The 20,564-nt window shown below is 64.1% G+C and carries 19 protein-coding genes and 4 pseudogenes; 14 read left to right on the top strand and 9 right to left on the bottom strand.

Going from position 1 to position 20,564, the window contains the following annotated elements:
- Positions 1-2: 2 nt before the first annotated feature.
- The 3 genes and pseudogenes from JMJ56_RS29000 to JMJ56_RS28990 all read left to right on the top strand — a co-directional run bounded on the left by JMJ56_RS29000 (position 3) and on the right by JMJ56_RS28990 (position 3,948).
- Positions 3-679: pseudogene (locus JMJ56_RS29000) on the top strand (IS6 family transposase).
- 639 nt (positions 680-1,318) lie between these two features.
- Entirely contained in the window at positions 1,319-2,854 is a 1,536-nt protein-coding gene (locus JMJ56_RS28995; protein WP_202835234.1) for a bifunctional metallophosphatase/5'-nucleotidase, read from the top strand.
- Positions 2,855-2,964: 110 nt separating this feature from the next.
- Complete coding sequence (locus JMJ56_RS28990) at positions 2,965-3,948, top strand: Bug family tripartite tricarboxylate transporter substrate binding protein (protein ID WP_202835233.1); 984 nt, start codon at positions 2,965-2,967, stop codon at positions 3,946-3,948.
- A gap of 114 nt (positions 3,949-4,062) precedes the next feature.
- Here JMJ56_RS28990 and JMJ56_RS28985 read toward each other — a convergent pair whose 3' ends face one another.
- Together JMJ56_RS28985 and JMJ56_RS28980 are read right to left on the bottom strand one after the other, a co-directional pair.
- Positions 4,063-5,259: a CaiB/BaiF CoA transferase family protein gene (locus tag JMJ56_RS28985; RefSeq protein WP_202835232.1), complete on the bottom strand. Its 1,197-nt coding sequence runs from the start codon at positions 5,257-5,259 to the stop codon at positions 4,063-4,065.
- A complete protein-coding gene (locus tag JMJ56_RS28980; RefSeq protein WP_328702499.1) occupies positions 5,256-6,095 on the bottom strand; it encodes a tripartite tricarboxylate transporter substrate binding protein in 840 nt (279 codons plus the stop codon). Before JMJ56_RS28980 ends, JMJ56_RS28985 begins: the two co-directional genes overlap by 4 nt.
- 555 nt (positions 6,096-6,650) lie before the next feature.
- Between JMJ56_RS28980 and JMJ56_RS28975 the strand changes: the two are divergent.
- Positions 6,651-7,243 (top strand): annotated as a pseudogene (locus JMJ56_RS28975) (molybdopterin-dependent oxidoreductase); the annotation flags it as partial.
- 30 nt (positions 7,244-7,273) lie between these two features.
- Positions 7,274-7,621 (top strand): Ig-like domain-containing protein, encoded by a 348-nt coding sequence (locus JMJ56_RS34375; protein WP_328702498.1) that lies wholly within the window; start codon positions 7,274-7,276, stop codon positions 7,619-7,621.
- 187 nt (positions 7,622-7,808) lie between these two features.
- On the opposite strand, the gene JMJ56_RS28965 is transcribed toward JMJ56_RS34375, so the two are convergent.
- The 4 genes and pseudogenes from JMJ56_RS28965 to JMJ56_RS28950 form a co-directional block, all read right to left on the bottom strand.
- Complete coding sequence (locus JMJ56_RS28965; protein ID WP_202835228.1) at positions 7,809-8,522, bottom strand: IS6 family transposase; 714 nt, start codon at positions 8,520-8,522, stop codon at positions 7,809-7,811.
- Positions 8,523-8,571: 49 nt separating this feature from the next.
- Positions 8,572-8,787 (bottom strand): annotated as a pseudogene (locus JMJ56_RS28960) (transposase); the annotation flags it as partial.
- 71 nt (positions 8,788-8,858) lie between these two features.
- Positions 8,859-9,029 (bottom strand): annotated as a pseudogene (locus JMJ56_RS28955) (transposase); the annotation flags it as partial.
- A 341-nt stretch (positions 9,030-9,370) separates the two neighbouring features.
- A complete protein-coding gene (locus JMJ56_RS28950; RefSeq protein ID WP_328702497.1) occupies positions 9,371-10,168 on the bottom strand; it encodes an IclR family transcriptional regulator in 798 nt (265 codons plus the stop codon).
- A gap of 133 nt (positions 10,169-10,301) precedes the next feature.
- Here JMJ56_RS28950 and JMJ56_RS28945 point away from each other — a divergent pair, with 133 nt between their 5' ends.
- The 8 genes from JMJ56_RS28945 (at position 10,302) to JMJ56_RS28915 (ending at position 17,770) form a co-directional block, all read left to right on the top strand.
- A complete protein-coding gene (locus JMJ56_RS28945; protein ID WP_202835225.1) occupies positions 10,302-11,081 on the top strand; it encodes an SDR family NAD(P)-dependent oxidoreductase in 780 nt (259 codons plus the stop codon).
- A complete protein-coding gene (locus JMJ56_RS28940; RefSeq protein WP_202835224.1) occupies positions 11,078-11,725 on the top strand; it encodes a polysaccharide deacetylase family protein in 648 nt (215 codons plus the stop codon). Before JMJ56_RS28945 ends, JMJ56_RS28940 begins: the two co-directional genes overlap by 4 nt.
- Positions 11,715-13,139 carry an amidase gene (locus JMJ56_RS28935; RefSeq protein WP_202835223.1) on the top strand — a complete coding sequence of 475 codons (1,425 nt, stop codon included), beginning with the start codon at positions 11,715-11,717 and terminating at the stop codon, positions 13,137-13,139. Before JMJ56_RS28940 ends, JMJ56_RS28935 begins: the two co-directional genes overlap by 11 nt.
- The gene (locus tag JMJ56_RS28930; RefSeq protein ID WP_202835222.1) at positions 13,139-14,284 is read left to right on the top strand and encodes an LLM class flavin-dependent oxidoreductase; all 1,146 of its coding nucleotides are present in this window, start codon (positions 13,139-13,141) and stop codon (positions 14,282-14,284) included. Before JMJ56_RS28935 ends, JMJ56_RS28930 begins: the two co-directional genes overlap by 1 nt.
- A gap of 42 nt (positions 14,285-14,326) precedes the next feature.
- Positions 14,327-15,439, top strand: a complete 1,113-nt coding sequence (locus tag JMJ56_RS28925) for an ABC transporter substrate-binding protein (protein WP_236038779.1) — start codon at positions 14,327-14,329, stop codon at positions 15,437-15,439.
- 19 nt (positions 15,440-15,458) lie between these two features.
- Positions 15,459-15,935 (top strand): periplasmic substrate-binding domain-containing protein, encoded by a 477-nt coding sequence (locus JMJ56_RS34370; protein WP_236038777.1) that lies wholly within the window; start codon positions 15,459-15,461, stop codon positions 15,933-15,935.
- A gap of 328 nt (positions 15,936-16,263) precedes the next feature.
- Positions 16,264-16,974: an IS6 family transposase gene (locus JMJ56_RS28920; RefSeq protein ID WP_202835221.1), complete on the top strand. Its 711-nt coding sequence runs from the start codon at positions 16,264-16,266 to the stop codon at positions 16,972-16,974.
- A 232-nt stretch (positions 16,975-17,206) separates the two neighbouring features.
- On the top strand, positions 17,207-17,770 hold the full coding sequence (locus JMJ56_RS28915; protein WP_202835220.1) for a family 16 glycosylhydrolase: 564 nt from the start codon (positions 17,207-17,209) through the stop codon (positions 17,768-17,770).
- A gap of 994 nt (positions 17,771-18,764) precedes the next feature.
- On the opposite strand, the gene JMJ56_RS28910 is transcribed toward JMJ56_RS28915, so the two are convergent.
- Together JMJ56_RS28910 and JMJ56_RS28905 are read right to left on the bottom strand one after the other, a co-directional pair.
- Positions 18,765-18,953 carry a hypothetical protein gene (locus tag JMJ56_RS28910; RefSeq protein WP_202835219.1) on the bottom strand — a complete coding sequence of 63 codons (189 nt, stop codon included), beginning with the start codon at positions 18,951-18,953 and terminating at the stop codon, positions 18,765-18,767.
- Between the two features lie 272 nt (positions 18,954-19,225).
- Positions 19,226-19,363 (bottom strand): hypothetical protein, encoded by a 138-nt coding sequence (locus JMJ56_RS28905; protein ID WP_202835218.1) that lies wholly within the window; start codon positions 19,361-19,363, stop codon positions 19,226-19,228.
- A 188-nt stretch (positions 19,364-19,551) separates the two neighbouring features.
- Between JMJ56_RS28905 and JMJ56_RS28900 the strand changes: the two genes are divergently transcribed.
- Positions 19,552-20,016, top strand: coding sequence for an N-acetyltransferase (locus JMJ56_RS28900; RefSeq protein WP_202835217.1), 465 nt, complete (start codon positions 19,552-19,554; stop codon positions 20,014-20,016).
- Positions 20,017-20,169: 153 nt separating this feature from the next.
- Here the strand turns inward: JMJ56_RS28900 and JMJ56_RS28895 are convergent, their stop codons facing one another.
- On the bottom strand, positions 20,170-20,454 hold the full coding sequence (locus JMJ56_RS28895; protein ID WP_202835216.1) for a hypothetical protein: 285 nt from the start codon (positions 20,452-20,454) through the stop codon (positions 20,170-20,172).
- Between the last annotated feature and the right edge of the window lie 110 nt (positions 20,455-20,564).

The following is a 20,564-nucleotide window of genomic DNA, read 5'->3' as shown; positions in this document are numbered from 1 at the left end:
GAATGTCGATCGAGCCCACCACCTACCCCGGCTACCGCTTCCCAGCCGAGGTCATCCACTATGCCATCTGGCTCTATCACCTGTTCAGCCTGAGCCTGCGCGACATTGAGCTGATCCTGGCCGAGCGGGGCTTGGTGGTCAGCTACAAGAGTATCCGCCGTTGGTGCCTCCGCTTCGGCACCGAGCTCGCGGTCAAACTCTGCGAGCGTCGGCCGTGGCCGGGTGACACTTGGCACATGGATGAGGTTTATTTGAAAATCAACGGCGAACTCTTCTATCTCTGGCGCGCCGTGGATCAGCACGGTGTCGTGCTCGACTTCCTCGTGCAGGAGCGGCGCAATGCCACGGCCGCCAAACGCTTTTTCAAACGCCTGCTGGCTGGTCTCAAGTACAAGCCCCGCAAGATCGTCACGGATGGGCTCCGCAGCTATGGCGTCGCACAGCGGGAGATCCTGCCCGGTGCGCGGCATTGGACTAGCCGCTACTTGAACAATCGTGCCGAGCACTCTCACCACCTGACGCGACGTCAAGAACGTCAGATTCAGCGCTTCAAGTCACCCGGGCAAGCCCAGCGGTCCTCTCGGTGCACGCGATGATTTACGGTCACCTCCATCCGCGGCGGCACTTGATGGCCGTCGAACAGTACCGCCATTCGCGCGACAAGGCTTTCCAGATCTAGCGGCAGGAGACGTGTGCCAAGATGGCGGCGTGAGATCGCGCAAGCTCTGTCCTGCGGTCAAACGCGCCCGGTCATCAAACATTGTGACAATGCCCCGGCGTATATCCCAACCGTATTCCGGGACCGGGGATAAGACGCGGCGGTTGGTCTTGGTCATATCACCGCCCCTGCCTAGACGGCGAAATGATCCCCTCCACCGGCTCCCGTAGCATGGTTAGGAGCAGCGCCGGATACCGTCCAACCAGCACTGCCAGCGCCTCTGTGACGCTGTCGAGGCCGCCCTGCCCTGCTGTTGCACCTGCCTGCCGCGCTGCGGCAGCAGTGACCGAATCTAGCCACAGGGGCACGACGAGCGGTAAGGGAATCGAGTCGGCGTCCGGCATGGTCTGAAGGCTGGAATGCCACAGGAGAACAAACCAAAAACACGCTCATGTTGCCCTCTCCGATTCCCGACTTCAACGCGTTCCTGCCCAGTCTAAAGGTGGTCGGCTCCGTACGTCCTAGACCGGCATGGCCACCCCTTCACGACCTTCGCCGTCGGGCCCAAGGTTGAGGGCTTTGGCGCGCCCACCCAGGGCGTCTGTCCACCCGGACGACGGCATGATCGCCGGAGCCAGCAACGCCGGAATGAGGAACCGAATGCACAGAGCAATCCTCGGCCGCCGCGCCGTCCTCGGTGGCTTAGCGTCTGTCGCCGCGCTGCCCGCCACGGGGCGGGTCGCAGCGGCTGCGCCCGACGTGGTTTCGATGACGTTTCTGCATGTCAACGACGTCTACCAGCATCTTGGCCAGCCGCCGCACGGCGGCCTCGCCGAGTTGGGCACGCTGGTGGAGGCCGAGCGCGGCCGCGCAGCCGGGCCGAGCTTTCTCACCTTCGGCGGCGACTTGATCTCGCCTTCGCTCGCATCGAGCGTGACCGGCGGTGCTCATATGGTCGAGATCTTCAACGCGCTTGGTACCGACGTCGCAGTGCTCGGGAATCACGAGTTCGACCTTGGCTCCGAGGTGGCGCGGCGCCGCGTCGCCGAGAGCCGCTTCCCCTGGCTCGCTGCCAACGTCCTCGGCATGGACGGCGCCCCCTTCGCCGGTGCGGCAACGCTCATCCGCGAGGAGGCAGGGCTGCGGATCGGCTTCGTCGGCGCGCTGACGCGGGCCACTGCCGACCTAGCGGTGGGAGCACGGGACGTCACCTTCACCGACGAGACGGCGGCGCTCCGGGCCGGAGTCGCCGACCTGCGGCGCCGCGGCGCCGACGTCGTGGTCGCGCTGACCCACCTCGACCTCGCGGACGACGAGCGCGTGGCCCGCGAAATAGAGGGCATCGACCTCGTCCTCGGCGGCCACGACCACGAACCGACGATCAAGCAGGACAGCGGGGCGCCGGTGGTCAAGGCGGGCGGGGATGCGAAGTGGCTGGCCGTCGTTGAAATGCGGGTCGAGCGCCCCGCGGGGGGCCGCCCGGCGCGGGTGCGCTCGGTTGGGTTCCGCCTGGTGCCGAACGTCGATGTTGAACCCTCGCCCCGGATCAAGCCCCTGGTGGATGCCGTCGAGGCGCGGCTGCAGACCGTTCTTGGGGAGGCCTTGGCGACTCTCGCCGCCCCACTCGACACCCGGACGGCCGTCGTCCGCACGAGGGAGGCGGCCATGGGCAATATTCTAACGGACGCGCTGCGGGCGCACTTCTCGGCCGACGCCGCGCTGGTCAACGGCGGGGGCATGCGCGGCAACCGTGAGTACCCGGTCGGGCACGTGCTGACCCGCCGCGATCTGATGGCCGAGATGCCGTTTGGTAACGCCGTCGTCCTACTCGAGGTGAGCGGGGCTGCGCTGCTGGCGGCGCTTGAGTACGGGGTGTCCGGCGTTGAGGCTAACGCCGGACGCTTTCCGCAGGTCTCCGGCCTTCGGGTAGCCTACGACCCCACCTCACACGCCGGGAGCAGGATCCGTTCGATCGAGATCGGAGGGCGGCCCCTGGAACCGGCGCGGCACTACCGGCTCGCCACGGTGGACTATCTATCGCAAGGCGGCGATGGGTACGACGACCTGAGGGCTGCCAAGGTGTTAGTGGACGCCAGCGGCGGGCCACTGCTGGTCAACGTTGTCGCCGAGGCCGTCGGCCGGGGCGGGCCGCTCTCCGCCGTCCCGGAGGGCCGCATCCGGCCGGTCGAGCGCTGATGGGCCACTCGCCAGGAGCCTATCATTATCGGGCCGAAGCTCAATTGCTTATGCTGCCTATCTAGAACTGACTGCTGATCAACGGGGGCTCCTTGTGTGCAAGGACCCGAATGGAAGGTATTGTGATGAACTTGCGAGCTCGGTTGCTGTCAGCGGTCATTCTGATTTTTCTTTCCTTCCCTGCAGTCGCTTGGACGCCGGATGGCCCCGTGCGTATCGTGGTCGGGTCGGCAGCCGGGGGGCCGACGGACTCTCTTGCCCGACTGTTTGTTGAAACGGCGCGCTCCAGGCTGCCGCAGCCGGTCGTTGTCGAGAACCTCACCGGCGCAGGAGGCAATATTGCCGCCTCCGCCGTCATGCGAGCGCGCCCAGACGGCCGGACCTTTCTGCTGGGCTATGCTGCACTTGTCATCAACAAACTCCGAGGCGACCCACCGGGGGCAGTCGATCCGGTGCAGAACCTGATGCCTGTGGCTCGCCTCGCAACCTCCCCCGCAGTTGTCATGACGCGTGCCAGTTCCGGCATCATGGACTTCACATCATTGGCCGCTCGCCTACGTGCAAATGATGCTCCTTCGTCCTGGGCGCCGCCACTGCCTGGAACGGCGATGCATGTGGTCGGCGAGCAGTTCCTCGCGCGGCTCGGTGGCCAAGCCGAAATGATCCCCTATCGTGGCAGCTCGGCATTGCTACCGGATTTTCTGGCGGGTCGCCTCACTTTCGTTTGCGACAACCCCACCGTACACCTTTCCTATCTGCAGGACGGATCCACTCGCGCTCTAGCCATTGCTGCAGCTCAGCGTTCAGCCTTGCTGCCGGAGGTGCCGACGCTTACCGAGCTGGGTCTGCCTGGGATTGATTTCACGTCATGGCTGGGCGTGCTGGCTCCAACCGGCACCGATTTGGCCGCCATCGCCGCTATCGCCGACATCGCAAAGGCATCCGTTAGCGGACCCGAAGCTGCATCACGACTGGCAGCTATAGGCCTTGAGGCTGCACCTACGGGGAGTGCTGAATTTCGAGACTTGATCGAGGGCGACCTCATACGCTGGAAGCCTGCTGTAGCGGCCGTGCAAGGACAAATGCAGCAGTGACGATAGACTTGCCCAGCGGCCGTACCGCTCCCGAGAGCCTAAGCTGATTAACAAAGCAAGCCGTGGTGCGAAGCTTCGGCCTGCTGTCATGCTCCGACATTCGCCCTTGCCTGCTCAGACGACGTTCCGGGCCTTCAAGTCGGCTAATTGTGCTTTCGTGAGGCCAAGCTCGTCACAGAATACTTCGCTATTGTGTTCACCGACCGAGGGGCCGCTGCATCGTACCTCGCCTGGTGTCGCGGAGAAGCGAGGCACGACTGCTTGCATGGCGAGGGATCCAAGATCGGGATCCGGCACATCGATGATGGCCTGACGCGCCTGCATGTGCGGATCCGCAAAGATATCAGCCGTGTTCTGAACAGGAGCGAAGGCGACCCCGTGTCTCTCCAGCACGTCGGCCAGTGACTCGTAGTCCAGCATGCCTATGGCCCGGCCAATCACGGCATCCAGCGCGGCACGGTTCCGAACGCGGTCGGGGTTGGTCAGAAAGAGGGGATCGATTGACAATAATGGTTGGTCAATAGCTTGGCACAGTCGCTCGAACACCGCCTGGGTACTGGCAGGAATAGTAACCCACCGACCATCCCTCGCACGGTAAACATTGCTCGGACCGCTGTACTGGCTGTTGTTGCCGCTGCGTTCGCGAACGACGCCGAGTTGCTGATATTCAACCGGCAAGAAATCGAGCACCCGCCACATGGCCTCAAGCATCGAGAGGTCAATCTCCTGTGCTGGCACATTCGGGGTGGCATCACGATGTCGGAGCGCAGCGAGGATGCCGAGTGCGCCGAACAGACCGCCCACAGCATCCGCGATGGGAAAACCAGCATGCAGTGGTGGACGGTCCGGATCGCCGGTGATGTTCAACAGACCGGACATGGCTTCGAAGACCCGGGCGAAGCCGGGGCGGTCCTTGTAAGGTCCGGTTTGGCCGAAACCCGTGACGCGAAGCACCACACAGCGCGGCGCCAACTCCCGGAGACGATCGATCGGCAGCCCCCACTTGTCCAAGGTGCCGGGGCGGAAGTTCTCAACCAGCACGTCGTAGCGGGGCAGCAGCTGTTCGAAGAGAGCCTTGCCGGCAGGCTTGCGCAGGTCGAGGCTGATGCCGCGCTTGTTGCGGTTGGTTACCTTCCACCACAACGGGATCCCGTCTTTGTGCGGCGCCAATGCCCGTAGGCCATCGCCGGCGCCGGGCAATTCCACCTTCAGCACCTCGGCGCCGAGATCCGCAAGCAGCGTCGACGACCAGGGGCCGGCGATGATGGTCGAGATGTCTAGGATGCGAATTCCAGCCAGCGGCCCACTCATTCGACTTTAATCCCATGACTTCGGACCACCTCGGCCCAACGCACGATTTCAGCTCGAACGAAGCGAGCAAAGGCTTCAGGGGTGCTGCCCACCACCTCAGCACCTTGGCGTTCGACCTGAGCTTTCACGTCAGGACGGTGGAGCGCGTCCCGGACCTCATGGGCTGGGCGTGCGACAACAGCCGACGGCATGTGGGCGGGCAGGAAAAGCCCGTTCCAACCTACAGCATCGAAACTGGGAAAGCTGCTCTCGGCCAGCGTCGGCACGTCCGGCAGCGCCAAGCTACGATGTGGGGCCGTGACGGCCAACGCGCGCAACCGCCCCTCACGGATGTGGTCCGCCGTGGTCAGAAGCACATCGAATGTGACAGTCACCTGGCCACCAAGCAGATCGCTCATTGCGGGGCCGGCACCACGATAGGGAATATGAACCATGTCAACGTCCGCGAGCCCACAGAACATCGCAGCGAAAAGATGACCGGCGGTCTCGTTGCCAGCGCTAGCATAATTCAACCGACCAGGCTGGCGCTTCGCCAATGCGACCAACTCCTGAACCGTGCGAGCGGGTACGCTGGGATGAACCACCAGGACGTACATCTGGCTCGCAGTCTGGCTCAACGCCGTGAAGTCAACCACCGCATCGTAGGGTGTCTGCGCGAACAGGCCAGGGATGATCCCATGCGTGGCGATGGTACCCATGAGCAAAGTGTGACCATCCGGTGCGGCTCTGACCACTGCCGCGCTACCGACGGTCCCACCGCCGCCCAGTCGGTTCTCCACGACGACCGGATGGCCCAAGGACTGCGACATGGAGCCAGCGACCAGCCGAGCTATCACGTCCGTTGTCCTACCTGGTGGAAACGGCACGACGGTGGTGATTGACCGGATCGGCTGCCAGTCCGACGGCGCTCGCTGCGCCACGGCTGGGGCGGCGAGCCAAGTTAGGCCCGGACCTAGAAGCGCAACCCTCCGCCGCACGATATGCCCTCTCTGTCGAACCAGAAGAATGCGTCACGCTCCTACGATCGTCCACTTCAGAAGCGAAAACATATGCTTTGCTGCAAGGATCATGTGCCGGCACCAGGGCGGCCAAGGCAGTGCTTCAGCCAAGGTCTATGCCCGCCCCCGGGTCGACCACCATTCCAATGGCAGGGCTTGGTTCTCAGATCGACGGTGACCGCCCCATCCATTAGCCTCTTCCAGCCCGGGTAGCATGGCTATGGATCATCAAGGCCCATTCTGGACTCGCTGCGCGAGCGTTGAGGCCGTTTGGGCATCGCCTTGAGAATGAGCTTGGCTTGACGGCTGGTGGGTCGTCATCAAGCGCGTCATAGCGCCGTGGACCCGCTGACCTGCGGCTGCGTTGCTGAACCAGAGCCTGGGAGCGCAGGCATGTTGTGCCCATTCGGAATCAACTCCGGTCTGATCGTGCGTTCGGTGGACCCGTTCAACGCCGAACCGCATCTCAGGCAGCCGATCTCCGATTACGTCACGCCGCAGTCGGAGTTCTACGTTCGCAGCCATGGAGAGATTCCCCGGCTAGACGCAACGACTTATCACTTGCGAGTGACCGGCAAGGTGCAAAAACCACTTGAGCTGTCGATGGAGGCGCTGCGCCACGAGTTTCCCCGGCATACGGTGAACGCCGTGATGCAGCGCGCCGGCAACCGGCGAGGCGACCTACTCCAGGTCGCACCCGTCTCTGGCGACCCTTGGTCGGCCGGTGCCATCGGGAACGCCAGGCGGGGCGGCATTGTGCTCGCTGACGTATTGCGGGCAGCAGGCGTAGATGACGGCGCCGGACTTCACGTTGCCTTCAATTCCCTCGATGACTGTAAGGTCAATGACGAGCGATTTCGCTTCGGCGTATCCATCCCCATGGCCAAGGCGATGGCGCCAGAAGTTCTCCTCGCCTTCGAGATGAACGGTGAGGCCCTACACCCCAGCATGGCCTTCCCTTACGCGCCGTCGTGCCGGGCTTCGCGGGGGTGCGCAGCGCAAAATGGCTGGCCGAAGTGAGCGTGCAGGATCGGCCAAGCGACGCCAAACCGCAGGCGCGGGACTACAAGCTGTTCCCGCCGCAGGTCAGCGAGGGGACTGCGGACTGGGAAAAGGGCATGACCATCAACGAAATGCCGCTGAACGCCGCCATTTGCGACCCTGAGCCGTTTGCCAACCTGAAAGCTGGCACTGTCACGCTGCGCGGCTGGGCCGTGGCGACGGCGAGGCAGGTCGCACGAGTGGATGTGTCCGTCGATGGCGGCCGAAACTGGCGTCAGGCGGAACTGCAGCATGACTCCGCCGCACCCTGGAGCTGGACTTTATGGACCATGCAGGTTGCCCTGCCACCAGGGGGAGCATGATTTGGTGGTCCGGGCATGGGATAGCGCGGGTCAAACGCAGCCAGCGCTGCCGGATGACACCTAGAATTGGAAGGGATATCTGAACGCCGCTTGGCACCGTGTTCCGGTTAAGGTCGCATGGGCATCGTCAAGTTGTTGACCCAGGACTGACCGAGTTGGCTGGCCGAGCGCGATGCGGGAGCGCAGTTCAGGTTGCGGTGGTAACCCCGCTGATGTCGGCCCACGCCTCGAACGCACGCGCCCTTGCGGCTCGGTGCTCACTGGCGGTGACGTGGTCGCGGCGGAGATGGAAAAGGTTGGCGATCTGGTCGTGGGCGAAGAGGAAGCGCTGTGCCTGCCGCGCTAACTTGAAGCGCTTCATCTGTCGCTCTCGTCGTCGCGTCGGCTGGTATGAATTCTCAGCCTGGTTTTTGAGGCCCTTGTGCTGGCGGTGCTCGACATCGCGCATCACCTCACGCTTGGCCGCCTCGTAGCTCGGGAGCTTGTCGGTGATTATGACGCGGGGCGCCCGGCACTGCCGCTTCAACAACTTCCGCAGCAGGCGCTTGGCCGCACGCTTGTCGCGCCGGCGCTGGACCAGCATGTCGAGCACCATCCCGGCCTGATCCACGGCACGCCAGAGCCAGTGCTGGACCCCAGTGATCTTGATCGCAACCTCGTCGAGGTGCCACTTGTCTCCGGCGCGGGGCGGTCGCCGGATCTGATTGGCGAACTCCTGGCCGAACTTGAGAGCGCACTGCCGCACGGTTTCATGGCTGACCACGATGCCGCGTGCCGCCAGCATCTCCTCAACCATGCGCAAGCTGAGCGGGAAGCGGAAACAGAGCCAGACCGCTTGGCTGATCACCTCAGCCGGGAAACGGTAGCCGGCATAGAGAGGCTTGGCGGCTGGTGAGCTCATTTCGGCTGCCTACCTGACGTGGACCAGCCCGCCAAGTCCGCTCAACCTGACGGTGCCGCCTACCGTTCTCCTGCTCCAGCTGCTCCAGACGCATCACCTCATCCAGCTTCAGGCCGCCATACTCGCTTCGCCAGCGGTAATAGCTCTGCTCCGTCACCCCGATCGTGCGCACCGGCTCGGCCGCCGTCTTGCCCTGCGCTAGCAACACTTCGACCTGCCGAAGCTTGGCCACGATCTCCTCCGGCTTGTGATGCTTCCTCGCCATCTCCAAACCCTCCAGCGCTCGCCAGTCTCACATTACCAGCGGACCGCTTCTACAGGGTAAAGTCAGGTGCGGATCGCGTTCAGCACCTCGCGCAGGTTCACCGAGGGCTTGCGGCCCCGACGCGAGGCACGTGGCATCAACGGCTCGACCTGTACCCACTCCTCATCGGTGAGGTCAGACGGGTAGCGCTTCGTTTTGCGGGCAACCTCGACCATCCGGCAACGCGTCTCTCGGGTCCACATCCCGAGCTTGAATCACGCTGCCGCAACCGCGCCAACCCATTCTCAAATGGTCGCTGAGGAGGCGAACAGCATAGCCCACTTCGCTGATGTAGCCTCGATAACGCGCCTTATCCAACAAATGCTGATTGCTGCTGGGATACTGACGCGTGCCCGCGACCGTTTAACAACGGATATCGACGCGCAGATCCGCTGGCTTTTTAGTTCCGGCAGTACCGGCCTGGACTTGAACACTACCGTCTGCACCAAGCACCGAGTACATCGATCACTCGTTAGCCGAAGGCGAAAAAGTTGAATTGATCAGCCGGCAATAGGAGTTGGAGAGACGCCTCAGACGCCGCGCGTCATCCGCCGCTTAGGGCCCGGGCGGCTTCCATGGCGAGCGGGGCCATCCGCTTGCGGAACTCCTCTACCTCCCATTCGGAGAGCGATGCGGCGATGTGGATCGCCCCTACGGGCCTGCCCGCCTCGTCGGTGATCGCCGCCGCCAGCACGATCTCGCCGAGAAACCACTCCTCCACCGCCAGCGCGTAGCCGAGCGCGCGCGCCTCGGTGACCTTGGCGTGCAGCCCTGGCAGATCCACCACCGTCTTCGATGTCATCGCTCGCCGGTCGGAGCGGAGCAGGACGTTCTCGACCTCCTCGTCGCTTCGGTAGGCCAGCATCGCCCTGCCGCCGGAGGAGGCGAAGGTTGGAAGGCGGCGGCCGACCAGCGTCGCGGCGAAGGTTTCCCGCTTGCTCTGCAGCCGCACCGCGTAAATGATCGAGAGGTCGTCTGGCAGGCTCAGGTCGACGCGTTCCTGCGTAGTCCGCCGCAGGTCCATGAGCGGACTCGTGGCGCGCTGCACCAGCGGATGCATCCGTAGGAAGTCGTAAGACCGGTCCATGAGGCGCAGGCCCGGAACATGGCCGCGTCCATGCACGTCGACCGCTAGGTACCCAAGGCGCCGCAGCGTGTAGCACATGCGCTGCGCGCCGCTCTTGTCCATCCCGGACGCCTCGGCGACCTCCGCCAGCGAGAGCGGATGGTGCCGACTGCCGAAGACCTCCAGCACGCGGAACGCCTTCTCGACCGCCTGCACATAGAGGCGCGGGTCCGGATCCTCGGCCGGCATCGGCCGATGCGCATTTGTCTTTGACACGCCACACTTCCCATCGTTAGCATCGAAGTACCATTCGATCGTATTGATAGTCAATACGAAAGACCGGGAGGACCGATGCTTTACTATGTAACCTCTACCGAACAGCAAGCGCGGCCTACCAGTGGAGGCCGTCTTGCCTGACCTCCGACGGCTGCAAGGCCGCGCCGCCATCGTCACCGGCGCGGCACGCGGCATCGGCGCTGCCACCGCCGGTCGTCTCGTTGCTGAAGGCGCCAAGGTACTGCTCGCCGATCGCCTCCCGGAGGTCGCGGCGACGGCGGCCGGCATCGGCGCCTCCTTCCTCGAACTCGATATCAGCGCCAGGGGCGCCGGCGAGGCGCTGGCTCGCGCGGCGCTCGCCACCTTCGGCCGCATCGACATCCTCGTGAACAATGCCGGAATCGGCGGCTCGAAGTCGTTGGCGGAGTCGGACGACGAGCTGATCGACCGGTTCATCGACACCAACTTGAAGGCCGTCCTGCGCGTCACGCGCGACGTCGCTCCCCACCTCACCCGGCCCGGCGGGCGGATCGTCAACATCTCTTCGACCCTCGCGCTGTCCGGCTATCCCGGGACGACCGCCTATGCTGTCGCCAAGGCCGGCGTCGCGCAGTTCACGCGCCAGCTCGCCTCGGAGCTCGGGCCGGAGGGCATCCTGGTGAATGCCATCGCGCCCGGCGTCATCGAGACGGCGATGACGGAGCGGCACCTGACCAAGCCCTACTACATCCGGGCCATCATCGAGCCGACGCCGCTGCGCCGCGCGGGGCGGCCGGAGGAGATCGCCTCCGTGGTCGCCTTCCTGGCCTCCGACGACGCCTCCTTCATTGCCGGCCAAGTGATTGCCGTCGATGGCGGCTGGACGACGGCTCGCAACCCGCCGCGCGCTCCCGGAGAGGACACCATGGGATGATCGACAAGAGCGTCAACTGGCCCGGCGGCGCGCGCATCGCCGTCATGCTCACCTTCGACTTCGACGCGGAGACACTCTGGACCTCGCGCGATCCGGCCAACGCACGGCGCCCCGGCATCCTCAGCCAGGGCGTCTATGGCGCAAAGGTCGGCGTGCCGAAGATCTTGGAGACGCTGCGGGACGAAGGCCTCAAGGCCACCTTCTTTGTCCCCGGCTGGACCGCCGAGCACCACCCCCAGCGCACGGAGATGATCGTCGCCGGTGGGCATGAGGTGGCGCACCACAGCTATTCCCACAACTGGATCGATCCCGACTATCCGGAGAAGGAAGTCGAGGAGATGGAGCGGGGGCTGGAGGCGCTGAAGCGCGTCGTGGGCGTCGTCCCGCGCGGCTACTTCTCCATCAAGTCGCCGCGGCCGATCTTTCCGAACAGCCATATCCTCGAGATCTTCCAGGACGAGTTCCGCGAGATCTATCGCTGGGGCGGGCTCTACAACCTCGTCATGCATCCGCAGGTCATCGGCCGGCCCAGCCGTATCGCGCTGCTACGCGAAATAATCGGCTTCATCAGATCCTTCCCCAATGTCTGGTTCGCCACCGGCACCGAGGTGGCCGAAGCATGGAGCGCCGCACATGACGCCTGACACCTACTCGGCCGGCGCCCCCCGCGCCACGGGCTACGACCCCGCCGGTTTCCGGCCGCTGACCTTCCACGATGCCGTGCCGCGCTTTCAGGACGGCAGCGACACCCCCCGCGCCTATCTGGAGCGCTGCCTCGAAGTGATCGCAGCGCGCGAGCCCGTGGTGCGCGCCTGGGTGACGCTGAACGAGGCCGGCGCCCGCGCCGCCGCCGATGCGGCGACGGCCCGCTACAAGGCCGGGCGCGCGCTCTCGACCATCGACGGCATGCCGATCGGCATCAAGGACATCCTGCAGACGAAGGACATGCCGACGGAGCAGGGCACGGCCCTCTTTAAGGGCGTGCAGACCAAGACGGACAGCGCCAGCGTGCTCGCTCTGCGCCAGGCCGGCGCCATCATCCTCGGCAAGACGGTGACGACGGAGCTGGGCATGTCCCATCCCGGCCCCACCACCAACCCGTTCAACCCCGACCACACGCCAGGCGGCTCCTCCTCCGGCTCCGCCGCCGTGATCGGGGCGGGGATGGTGCCGGCCGCGCTGGGGACGCAGGTGGTGGGCTCCATCATCCGTCCGGCCGGATTCTGCGCGAACACCGCTATCAAGCCGAGCTTCGGCGCCATCCACCGCGGCGAGCGGCTCGGCTTCAGCCAGAGTCATATCGGCGTCCATGCCGGCGACCTGATCGACATGTGGAGCGTCCTCTACGAGATGGGCCTCCGCTCCGGCGGCGACCCGGGCGAGCCCGGTCTCTACGGCGAGGCTGCCCTCCGCCCGCCGACGAAGCCCGGCCGGCTGATCGTGATGGAAGCCGAGGGCTGGGCCATGACAGATCCGGCCACCGCCGGCGCCTTCGACCGGCTCCTCGGCCAGTTGCGCGATGTCGGCGTCACCATCCTGCGCCGCGGCGACAACCCGCTGATCGAGAATTTTGAGCGCGCAATCGGGGATAGCCTGGCGATCTGCCGCGATGTCTGCGGCTACGAGTTGCGCTGGACGCTGGAGAACTTGGTTGAGCGCTTCGGAACCGGGCTGAGCGAGAGCATGATGTCACGCCTCGACCTTGCCCGCGGCATGACAATTGAGGACTACCGCCTGGTGCTGATGCAGCGCGAGACGGCGCGGCGTGCCTTCGCGGCGATCGGCCACTTGGCCGATGGACTGATCAGCCTCTCCTCGGTCGGTCCGGCGCCGCTGATGGAGAACAAGGTCAAGGATTCCGGCGTCACCCACACGACCGGCCTCCCCGCCTACAACGCCGCCACTTCCGTCCTCGGCTCGCCCGCCATCACCCTCCCGCTCCTCGCCGTCGGCGGCCTTCCGGTCGGCATACAACTCATCGGCCAGCGCCATACCGACGCGGCGCTGGCCGGCCTCGCGCGCTGGGTGGCGGCCAATGTGAAGGCGGTCGCCGCCTGATGGCCGCGCTCGATGCCACCCGGCAGCGGAACCCGCTGCTAGGCGTCAACCGGATGAAGCTCGGCATCTTCGGGACGAACGGCAAGGGCGCCGCGCAGACCCTGGTGCTAGAAGCCTACCGCCCAACCTGGAAGGCCTCGGTGGACACCGCCCGCCTAGCCGACGCGCTGGGCTTCGAGGCTGTGCTCGCCTATGCCCGTTGGAAGGGATACATCGCGGGCGAGACCGCGCATCCCAGCGGCATCACCCTCGATCCCTTTACCTGGTGCGCGGGGATCGCGCAGGCGACCCGGCACCTCTCCGTCATCGCCACCTCCCATGCGCCCACCATGCACCCGGTCACCGCTGCGAAGCAGTGCGCCACCATCGACATCATCGCGGACGGCCGCTTCGCGCTGAACGTGGTTGGCGGCTGGAACAAGCCGGAGCTGGAAATGTTCGGCGCCGCCATGGCCGAGCACGACGCGCGCTACGACCATCTGGAGGAGTGGCTCAGGATCATCCAGCGCCTCTGGCGTGAAGAGGCGGAGTTCGACCATGAGGGCCGCTTCTTCAAGGTCCGGCGCGGCTCCTCCATGCCGAAGCCCCTGCAGCAGCCCGGGCCGCCCATCATCAATGCCGGCGGCTCCGATCGCGGCCAGCGCTTCGCTTGCGAACACGCCGATATCTGCTTCCTGATCCTGCGCTCGGAGGACACCGCGAAGATCGCGGCGCAGATCGCCGATTACAAGGAAATGGCAAAGCGGGACTACGGCCGCGAGGTCCAGGTCTGGACCTATGCCTACTGCGTGCAGCGCGCCACGCGCGGCGAGGCGGAAGCCTATCTGCACCACTACTCCATCGAGATGGAGGATGCCCCGAGTCTCGACGCCTGGACCGCGGGCGTCGGCTCGCAGACCGGGATCCTGAAATCGCCCGAGGCGGCGCGAGCCTTCCGTCAGCGCTTCGCCGCCGGAGCCGGCGGTTCCGCCCTGATCGGCACGGCCGGCGACATCGCGGCACGCCTTGAGGAGCTCTCGGATGCCGGGTTGGACGGCGTCCTCCTCACCTGGGTCGACTTCGTGGACGGGCTCCACCGCTTCGCCGAGGTGATGCCTCTCCTTGAAGCCCGCGGATTGCGCACGGCTTTCGATCCAAACCCCTGACCTGCCTGTCCGAGCAGCCCCGCTGACCGAAAGGATGATGCCATGGCGTTCTCGTTCCTGAAGCCCCGCACCGCCCTTGCGATGGCGCTGCTGGCCGCGACCTCGCTCGCCCCTCTCCCGGCGGGCGCGCAGCAGCAACAGAGGCCGCTGCGTCTCGTGCTGAATGTCGGGCTGCAGACCCTCGACCCGGTGGCGGGTCCCTCCTTCGTCACCCGCAACTTCTCCTACATGGTGTTCGACACGCTGGTGGCGGTCGACAGCCAGGGCCGCTACCGCCCGCAGATGCTGGACAACTGGCGCACGAGCGAGGATGGGCTGACCTGGACCTTCACCTTGCGTGACGGCCTGGAATTCAGCGATGGCGCAGCGGTGACCGCGGAAGATTGCGTCGCATCCCTCAGGCGTTGGGGTGCGCGCGACTCGCTCGGCCGCCGGCTCATGGCGGCGACGAAGGAGATGCGCGTACTAGACGCCAGGACCTTCGTGCTGGAACTCGCTCGACCCTTCGGGCTGGTGCTGGAGGCGCTGGGCAAGCCGAGCGTGCAAGTACCCTTCATCATGCCGGCCCGCTTAGCGGCCAATACGCCGCCGACGACGCCGGTGGCGGAGGTTGTCGGATCGGGCCCGTTCCTCTTCGTGCGCGAACAATGGATTCCTGGCGAGCGGACGGTCTTCGTGCGGAACCCGCGCTATCGGCCGCGGGAGGAACCGGCCGACGGGCTGGCCGGGGGCAAGGTGCCGACGATGGAGCGGGTGGAATTCGTCAACATGCCCGATCCCGGCCTGCGCGCCGCGGCCATTCAGCGCGGCGAGGTCGACTATTTGGAATACGCGCCCATCGACTATATCCGCAACTTCACCCGCGACCGCAACCTGGTGCTGAGCCGCGCCCGCGGCGGCGCCGAGATCGTCGGCGGCATCAGCATCAACTATCACCAGCCGCCCTTTGACAATGTTCTGGTCCGCCGCGCCGTACAGCAAGTGATGGACCGCGGTGAGATCATCGCGGCGGAGGGCGTCCCGACCGATTTCGCACGTCCCGACTGCCAGTCGCTTTATGCCTGCGGCACCTTCTATTCCAGCGAGACGGGCACCGAGCCGATGCGCAACACGAGCATCGCCCGCGCGCAGGAGCTGCTTCGCCAGTCAGGCTAAAGGCGAGCGGGTAGTGCTGATGCAGCCGGGCGATTCGGCGCTGATTAACCCCATCGGCCTCGTCATGATCGACCGGCTGAAGCAGGCCGGCTTCAATCTCGATGTGCAGACCTCCGACTGGTCCTCGCTTGCCCAGCGCTGGATCCAGCGCCGGCCGCTCGACCAGGGCGGCTGGAGCCTCCTGCCGATCATTTACACCGGCTTCGACCTGGCGAACCCGCTGAGCAACCCGAGCATCGGCTACAACTGCACTAACAACCAACCCTGGGGCTACTGCGTGTCGGGGATGACGCCGGTTATCGAACGCTTCGAGGCGGAGCGGAGCCCGGAGAGGCAAAGGGAGGTCGCGGGCGAATTGCAGCGCATTTCGATCGACCAGGCGATCTTCCCACTGGCCGGCCAGTTCGCCAGCCCGGCCGTATGGCGGGCCGAGCTTCGCGGCGTCGTCGATTTTGGCTTCCCGGTCCTTTGGAATATCGAGAGGAGTGCACCGTAGAACGGACTGGTCCGACGCCGTAAATCCGTGCTGCGCCATCGCGGTGAGTGTGCCGGACCTCGTCGTGCGCGACGGAGTTCAAGGTGGGAGGCCGTCAGGCTGTCGTCCTAAAGAAATGCCAAGCCGCCATCCCGGCCGCAGCTCTAGGCAGGCCTCCCAGCCCGCTCACGAGCACGCCGCTCGCCCCTCTTCCCGCCGTGCAGACGAGCTTGCTTGCTGAGCGGCGAAGGGCGGGCGGCTCTGTGCTCCTCTCACCCTTGTGGTGGCCGAGGCATTGCCAAGTTGTCGGCTTCTATCCGGAACGAGGCGGCTGGGCCAAGCTGGGTTGATGACGCCAGAGCCCGCCACTTATCCCGGATACCGCTTTCCGGCCGAGATCATCAGTCACGCGGTCTGGCTCTACCATGTCTTCAGCCTGAGCTCCCGGGACGTCGAACTGCTTCTGGCCGAACGGGGCATCACGGTCACCCACGAGAGCATAAGGCAGTGGTGCCTCAAGTTCGGAGCCGATTTCGCCCGTAAGCTTCGCCGCCGCCGGCCCAAGCCGGGCGACACTTGGCGCCTCGATGAGGTGTTCCTGAAAATCAATGGCGAGCTGCACTATGTCTGGCGCGCCGTCGATCAGCACGGCGTGGTCCTCGACATATTCATTCAGGGCCGCAGGAACGCCACAGCAGCCAAGCGCTTCTTCAAGCGCCTGCTCGCTGGGCTGAAGTACAAGCCGAAGCGCCTCGTCACCGAGGGCCTGCGCAGCTACGGCGTTGCGCACCGTGACATCTTGCACCAGGTGAAGCACCGGACCAGTCGCTACCTGAATAACCGCGCCGAGAACTCTCATAGGCCGACGCGGCGCCGGGAGCGGCAGATGCAGCGGTTCAAGTCGCCGAAGCAGGCGCAGCGCTTCTTATCATCCCAAGCGATGATCTATGGCCATTTCCGTCCGCGGCGGCATCTGATGACGGCTGCTGAGTACCGCGATGACCGCGCCAAGGCCTTCCGAATCTGGCGTCAGGAGACGTGCGTCCAGATGGCTGCGTAAGCACGACAGGTGTCGTGCCGCGCGGTCAAACGCATCCATCAACCCAACAACTTGGCAATACCGCACGCGATCTGTATCGCGGATTGTTTGCAACTCTAGTCCCGATCGACAATGACCTCGCCTGTCAGCACAATTGATGTGTTGACTCCCCCTCTCCAACGCCTCTAGCACCTCTTCGTGTGTGCGGAGAACCGTTCACTTATCATGACAGAATCAGATGTGAGATCGTAAATTGGCAGACTTCTTTGAGAGCTTCGATAACAGCGTCGGTATTCTCAACCACACCTGGGGCAGCGTCGATACCAGCAAGGACGGGCAGGTTACGCTGACCGGTTATTCGGGAATCATGCAGCGGCCATCTGGCGATTCTGCCGGCAATGGCTATGGAACTTACGAGTTCACTCTCTCGATGAAGGGCAATCAGCAGGGGCCTGCTGCGCTGCTCTGGCCGGGCAATGACGAGTGGCCGGGTACGGAGATGGATGTGGTTGAAATCCACAACGGCCGTGCTTATGGAACCGCGCATCACGAAAAGTCAGATGGTGGCGACGGCTACCGGACCGTCACCTATGACGGGCTCGACGAGAGCAAGGTGCATACGTATACGCTCGACTGGCAGCCGGGGAAGCTCACCTACGCAGTCGATGGCGAGGTCTATGGGACTATCACCAAAAACGTCGGCGAGGATTTCACCCATGGTGGCGTTGATGCTGTTGTCGGGGCACTGAACATCAACCCCAACACCTCGATCACGCTCTACGATGTCAGCTACACGGCCTCGGATAACATCTGGTAGTAAGCTTCGGGGGCGACCGGCGAGTCCGGCAGCCTCTTGAAAACGGTGTTCGGAATTGGTTTCTCGCCAAGGGCGAGCCGCACTGGACCTAAGCGGGCTACCCACTGCGCGGCTGTTGCAAGCGCTCTTGCGCTTGCATGATGCAGCGTCAAGATCGCAGCAGGGACGTGTTCGCCCACATTCCTGTCGATCGAACGGGCGGCCAGACGCCGATGCTCAGGTAGAGGAACGACACCAACACAGGCCATTGCGGTGCGCACAGCAGGCGGCCCCCAAGGATCGTGTGAAGCGGCATCGCGTGGTGGTGTTGACTAGCACGATCTCAGCAACCTCGCGGCCGAGAAGGTCGTGGAATATAAGGTCAGGATCGTCATGTTGCCGGTCCTCCGGCCGGGGTATGGCCCTGGGCCTGCCAGACGATGGCACCCAGGTCTTGCTTGCTGTCACGCACGCCAGTAGGCCAGCCCAATGGTCCAGCCGATCTAGACAAGGGTGGCCAAACTCGCCGTGCGCTTGGCTACGTCCTCCTTCCATGCTTGCGCCGACCCGCGGCTTTATGGAGCTTGAGGCTGGATAAAGCGACGAAGGTCCAGCGATCTGCCTCTGCCGTATGACCTCGTAGCCCCACCTACCCAAGCGCAAAGCATGGTTGGAGGGAGAGCACAATGTCTAAGGCGAACGCTTATTACCGCCGTGCAGCAGAACAGCGCGTCTTGGTCGTCGGAATGTATGATCAGGCTGGCAACGTTTCACCGAGCCAATGGCGCCTCACTTCCGCCCATAGGTCGCGGACATTATTAGCAGGGCTGGTCACTGCCGTTCTGAGTGGCTGATCCTCACAGGTGTTGGACCTGCCTAGATGCAGCAGATCGGAAGGAGTGCTGTCAGCAGGTCCACGTGGGTTGAGCGCGGCTGAGCCCACCTGCCCTGATATGACGGCCAAATTCCACTGCATGCTACATTCCTCGGCAACTGCGGTGCGAGCGACGGCTGCTTACCGAGCCGCGATATCGGCGGGGTCCAAAAGGCGGTGGCCTTCCTCGAACACCTGGGCAGCGGAGGTTAGGGCTTCCAGCCATTCTCCGTCCGGCATTCCAAGATCGGGTTCAGCGGCAACGAGGCGCCTAATCTCATCCAGAGCCCGCTTGTAATCAGCTTCAGTGAAAATCGGCGCAACCTGCATGGTGCCACTTCCCAGACAACAAAGGTTTGACGGACGTATTTCTATCAGAGGTAGAGGATAGGCGTCCAATCCTACCGGGGAGACAACTCAAGGTAGCCCTGCTCAGTGTGCTTTTCCTGCATCACCCTTGGGGGTCGGGAAGCCAGACGTTGTATATGCGCCCAATCACAATTTATGGTTGAAGGCGGCAGTTTAGGAAAACCAACATGCGCCGCGGTGCCGTCCTTCCCTTCCCTTACCCACGAAGGCTTTGGGATGCTGAGCGCGGTTGTTTACAGCGCTTTGTGGCAGCGGTTTCTGGTGCGAGGGCCGACATCTTCATCGACCAAAGTCGCAAAGAAGTTGCCACCCTCACCCTGGCTGGCAGGCATTTCTGGATTGCCCGCGACGACACCGGCATCGGGGCTCATGACGCATCCAGCGGGCACCTTATAGCCAAAGAAACCTGCATCGGCCTGCTCCTGGCGACGATGGCGGCCGATCTGTTACCGGATAAGCCTATGTGTAGTGGACTGCCTCAGGTCTCCCATTCAGCGCCATGCGGACCGGCAAAGCCTCCACGGTCCCAAACAGCCTCCAGCCAGGATGACCGCTCGTGATGGTTGGGTTGCGTGCAACCACGCCGCCGCTGAGCCTGTTGTGCAGTAAAGGAGAGCTTCTATGCATCGCATCGCCGAGGCATGCTGCGGCCGAGAGCGCATCGGCTGAGATCGACACGCTACGGGACTACGCCGACCGGCTCGGGGTTCAGTTGAGAGTGCAAGATGGGCTGAACGGCATCGAACTCGAATGGCTCTGCCGCCGCCCGTGTGCGCTGCCAGGGACAGGCAGCGAAGTACTTAGCGCACTGTGCAGCTATGCCGACCGCGCAGGCCGCCCAGTTCGCCTCATCGTATTGGCTGGCCGCGAACGGCTGCTCACTTTTTACAATCGTTTTGGTTTTGATGTTGTGCGTTCAGCCGAGAACGATTGTGACAGCACGGAACTCGCACGCTTGCCAGCAGGGCGCGGCCCGTCGCATGGGACGCCAATCAACTATGGTGGCGTGATACTTTCGGAGTGACCGTCGCGCTGGCACTGCCAGGCCGCGGCACTGAACAGATTGTCACCCCTATGCCTGAGGGCATTATCGAGACCGCACCGTTGTGTCCTATGGTAGTCGCCACCATCGTGCGAAGGATTTCCTGTCTGAGTTAACCTACCGGCCGTTGCTGAACTATACGTGCCCCCAAACCTGATCCAGCATGGCACTATGGCGGAGCTTCAGGGGGTGCTTCCAGCCACTCACTTCGATGACCTCGAAACTCTGGTCCTCTTCCCAGGCACAATGCTCGTGCGCCCGTATCATGCGGACGATGGTAGCTACACCAGGGTAGGCGGTGGTGCCGTCCGTTGTGATGCGACCAGCAAAGTTGAGGGCAACTGCGAGAGAGGGGAAGTACCTCTCACGAGGCGTGCCCATCCATTCGACGACGTAGATGACTGCAAAACGCTCCTGCACTGGCTTGCTCTCCTAGAGCGTTTTCCCATCAGTCTGCGTCATAGCCGGCGGCGGCGAAGTGGTTGGCGCACTCGACTGGGGTGAAGGTTTCGATGATGCGGCCGATGGCA

Origin of the sequence: Belnapia arida, from assembly GCF_016773205.1 — a bacterium.
Taxonomy (GTDB): Bacteria; Pseudomonadota; Alphaproteobacteria; order Acetobacterales; family Acetobacteraceae; genus Belnapia; species Belnapia arida.
This window is presented reverse-complemented; position numbering and strand designations above follow the sequence as displayed.

Excerpts from the sequence above, each read along its gene's own strand:
- JMJ56_RS28910 (WP_202835219.1), bottom strand. The coding sequence starts at position 18,953 with ATGCAGGTTGCGCCGATTTTCACTGAAGCTGATTACAAGCGGGCTCTG.
- JMJ56_RS28920 (WP_202835221.1), top strand. The coding sequence starts at position 16,264 with ATGACGCCAGAGCCCGCCACTTATCCCGGATACCGCTTTCCGGCCGAG.
- JMJ56_RS28935 (WP_202835223.1), top strand. The coding sequence starts at position 11,715 with ATGACGCCTGACACCTACTCGGCCGGCGCCCCCCGCGCCACGGGCTAC.
- JMJ56_RS28940 (WP_202835224.1), top strand. The coding sequence starts at position 11,078 with ATGATCGACAAGAGCGTCAACTGGCCCGGCGGCGCGCGCATCGCCGTC.
- JMJ56_RS28995 (WP_202835234.1), top strand. The coding sequence starts at position 1,319 with ATGCACAGAGCAATCCTCGGCCGCCGCGCCGTCCTCGGTGGCTTAGCG.
- JMJ56_RS28990 (WP_202835233.1), top strand. The coding sequence starts at position 2,965 with ATGGAAGGTATTGTGATGAACTTGCGAGCTCGGTTGCTGTCAGCGGTC.
- JMJ56_RS28930 (WP_202835222.1), top strand. The coding sequence starts at position 13,139 with ATGGCCGCGCTCGATGCCACCCGGCAGCGGAACCCGCTGCTAGGCGTC.
- JMJ56_RS28985 (WP_202835232.1), bottom strand. The coding sequence starts at position 5,259 with ATGAGTGGGCCGCTGGCTGGAATTCGCATCCTAGACATCTCGACCATC.
- JMJ56_RS28900 (WP_202835217.1), top strand. The coding sequence starts at position 19,552 with ATGGTTGGGTTGCGTGCAACCACGCCGCCGCTGAGCCTGTTGTGCAGT.
- JMJ56_RS34370 (WP_236038777.1), top strand. The coding sequence starts at position 15,459 with ATGCAGCCGGGCGATTCGGCGCTGATTAACCCCATCGGCCTCGTCATG.
- JMJ56_RS28965 (WP_202835228.1), bottom strand. The coding sequence starts at position 8,522 with ATGAGCTCACCAGCCGCCAAGCCTCTCTATGCCGGCTACCGTTTCCCG.
- JMJ56_RS28925 (WP_236038779.1), top strand. The coding sequence starts at position 14,327 with ATGGCGTTCTCGTTCCTGAAGCCCCGCACCGCCCTTGCGATGGCGCTG.
- JMJ56_RS28905 (WP_202835218.1), bottom strand. The coding sequence starts at position 19,363 with ATGAGCCCCGATGCCGGTGTCGTCGCGGGCAATCCAGAAATGCCTGCC.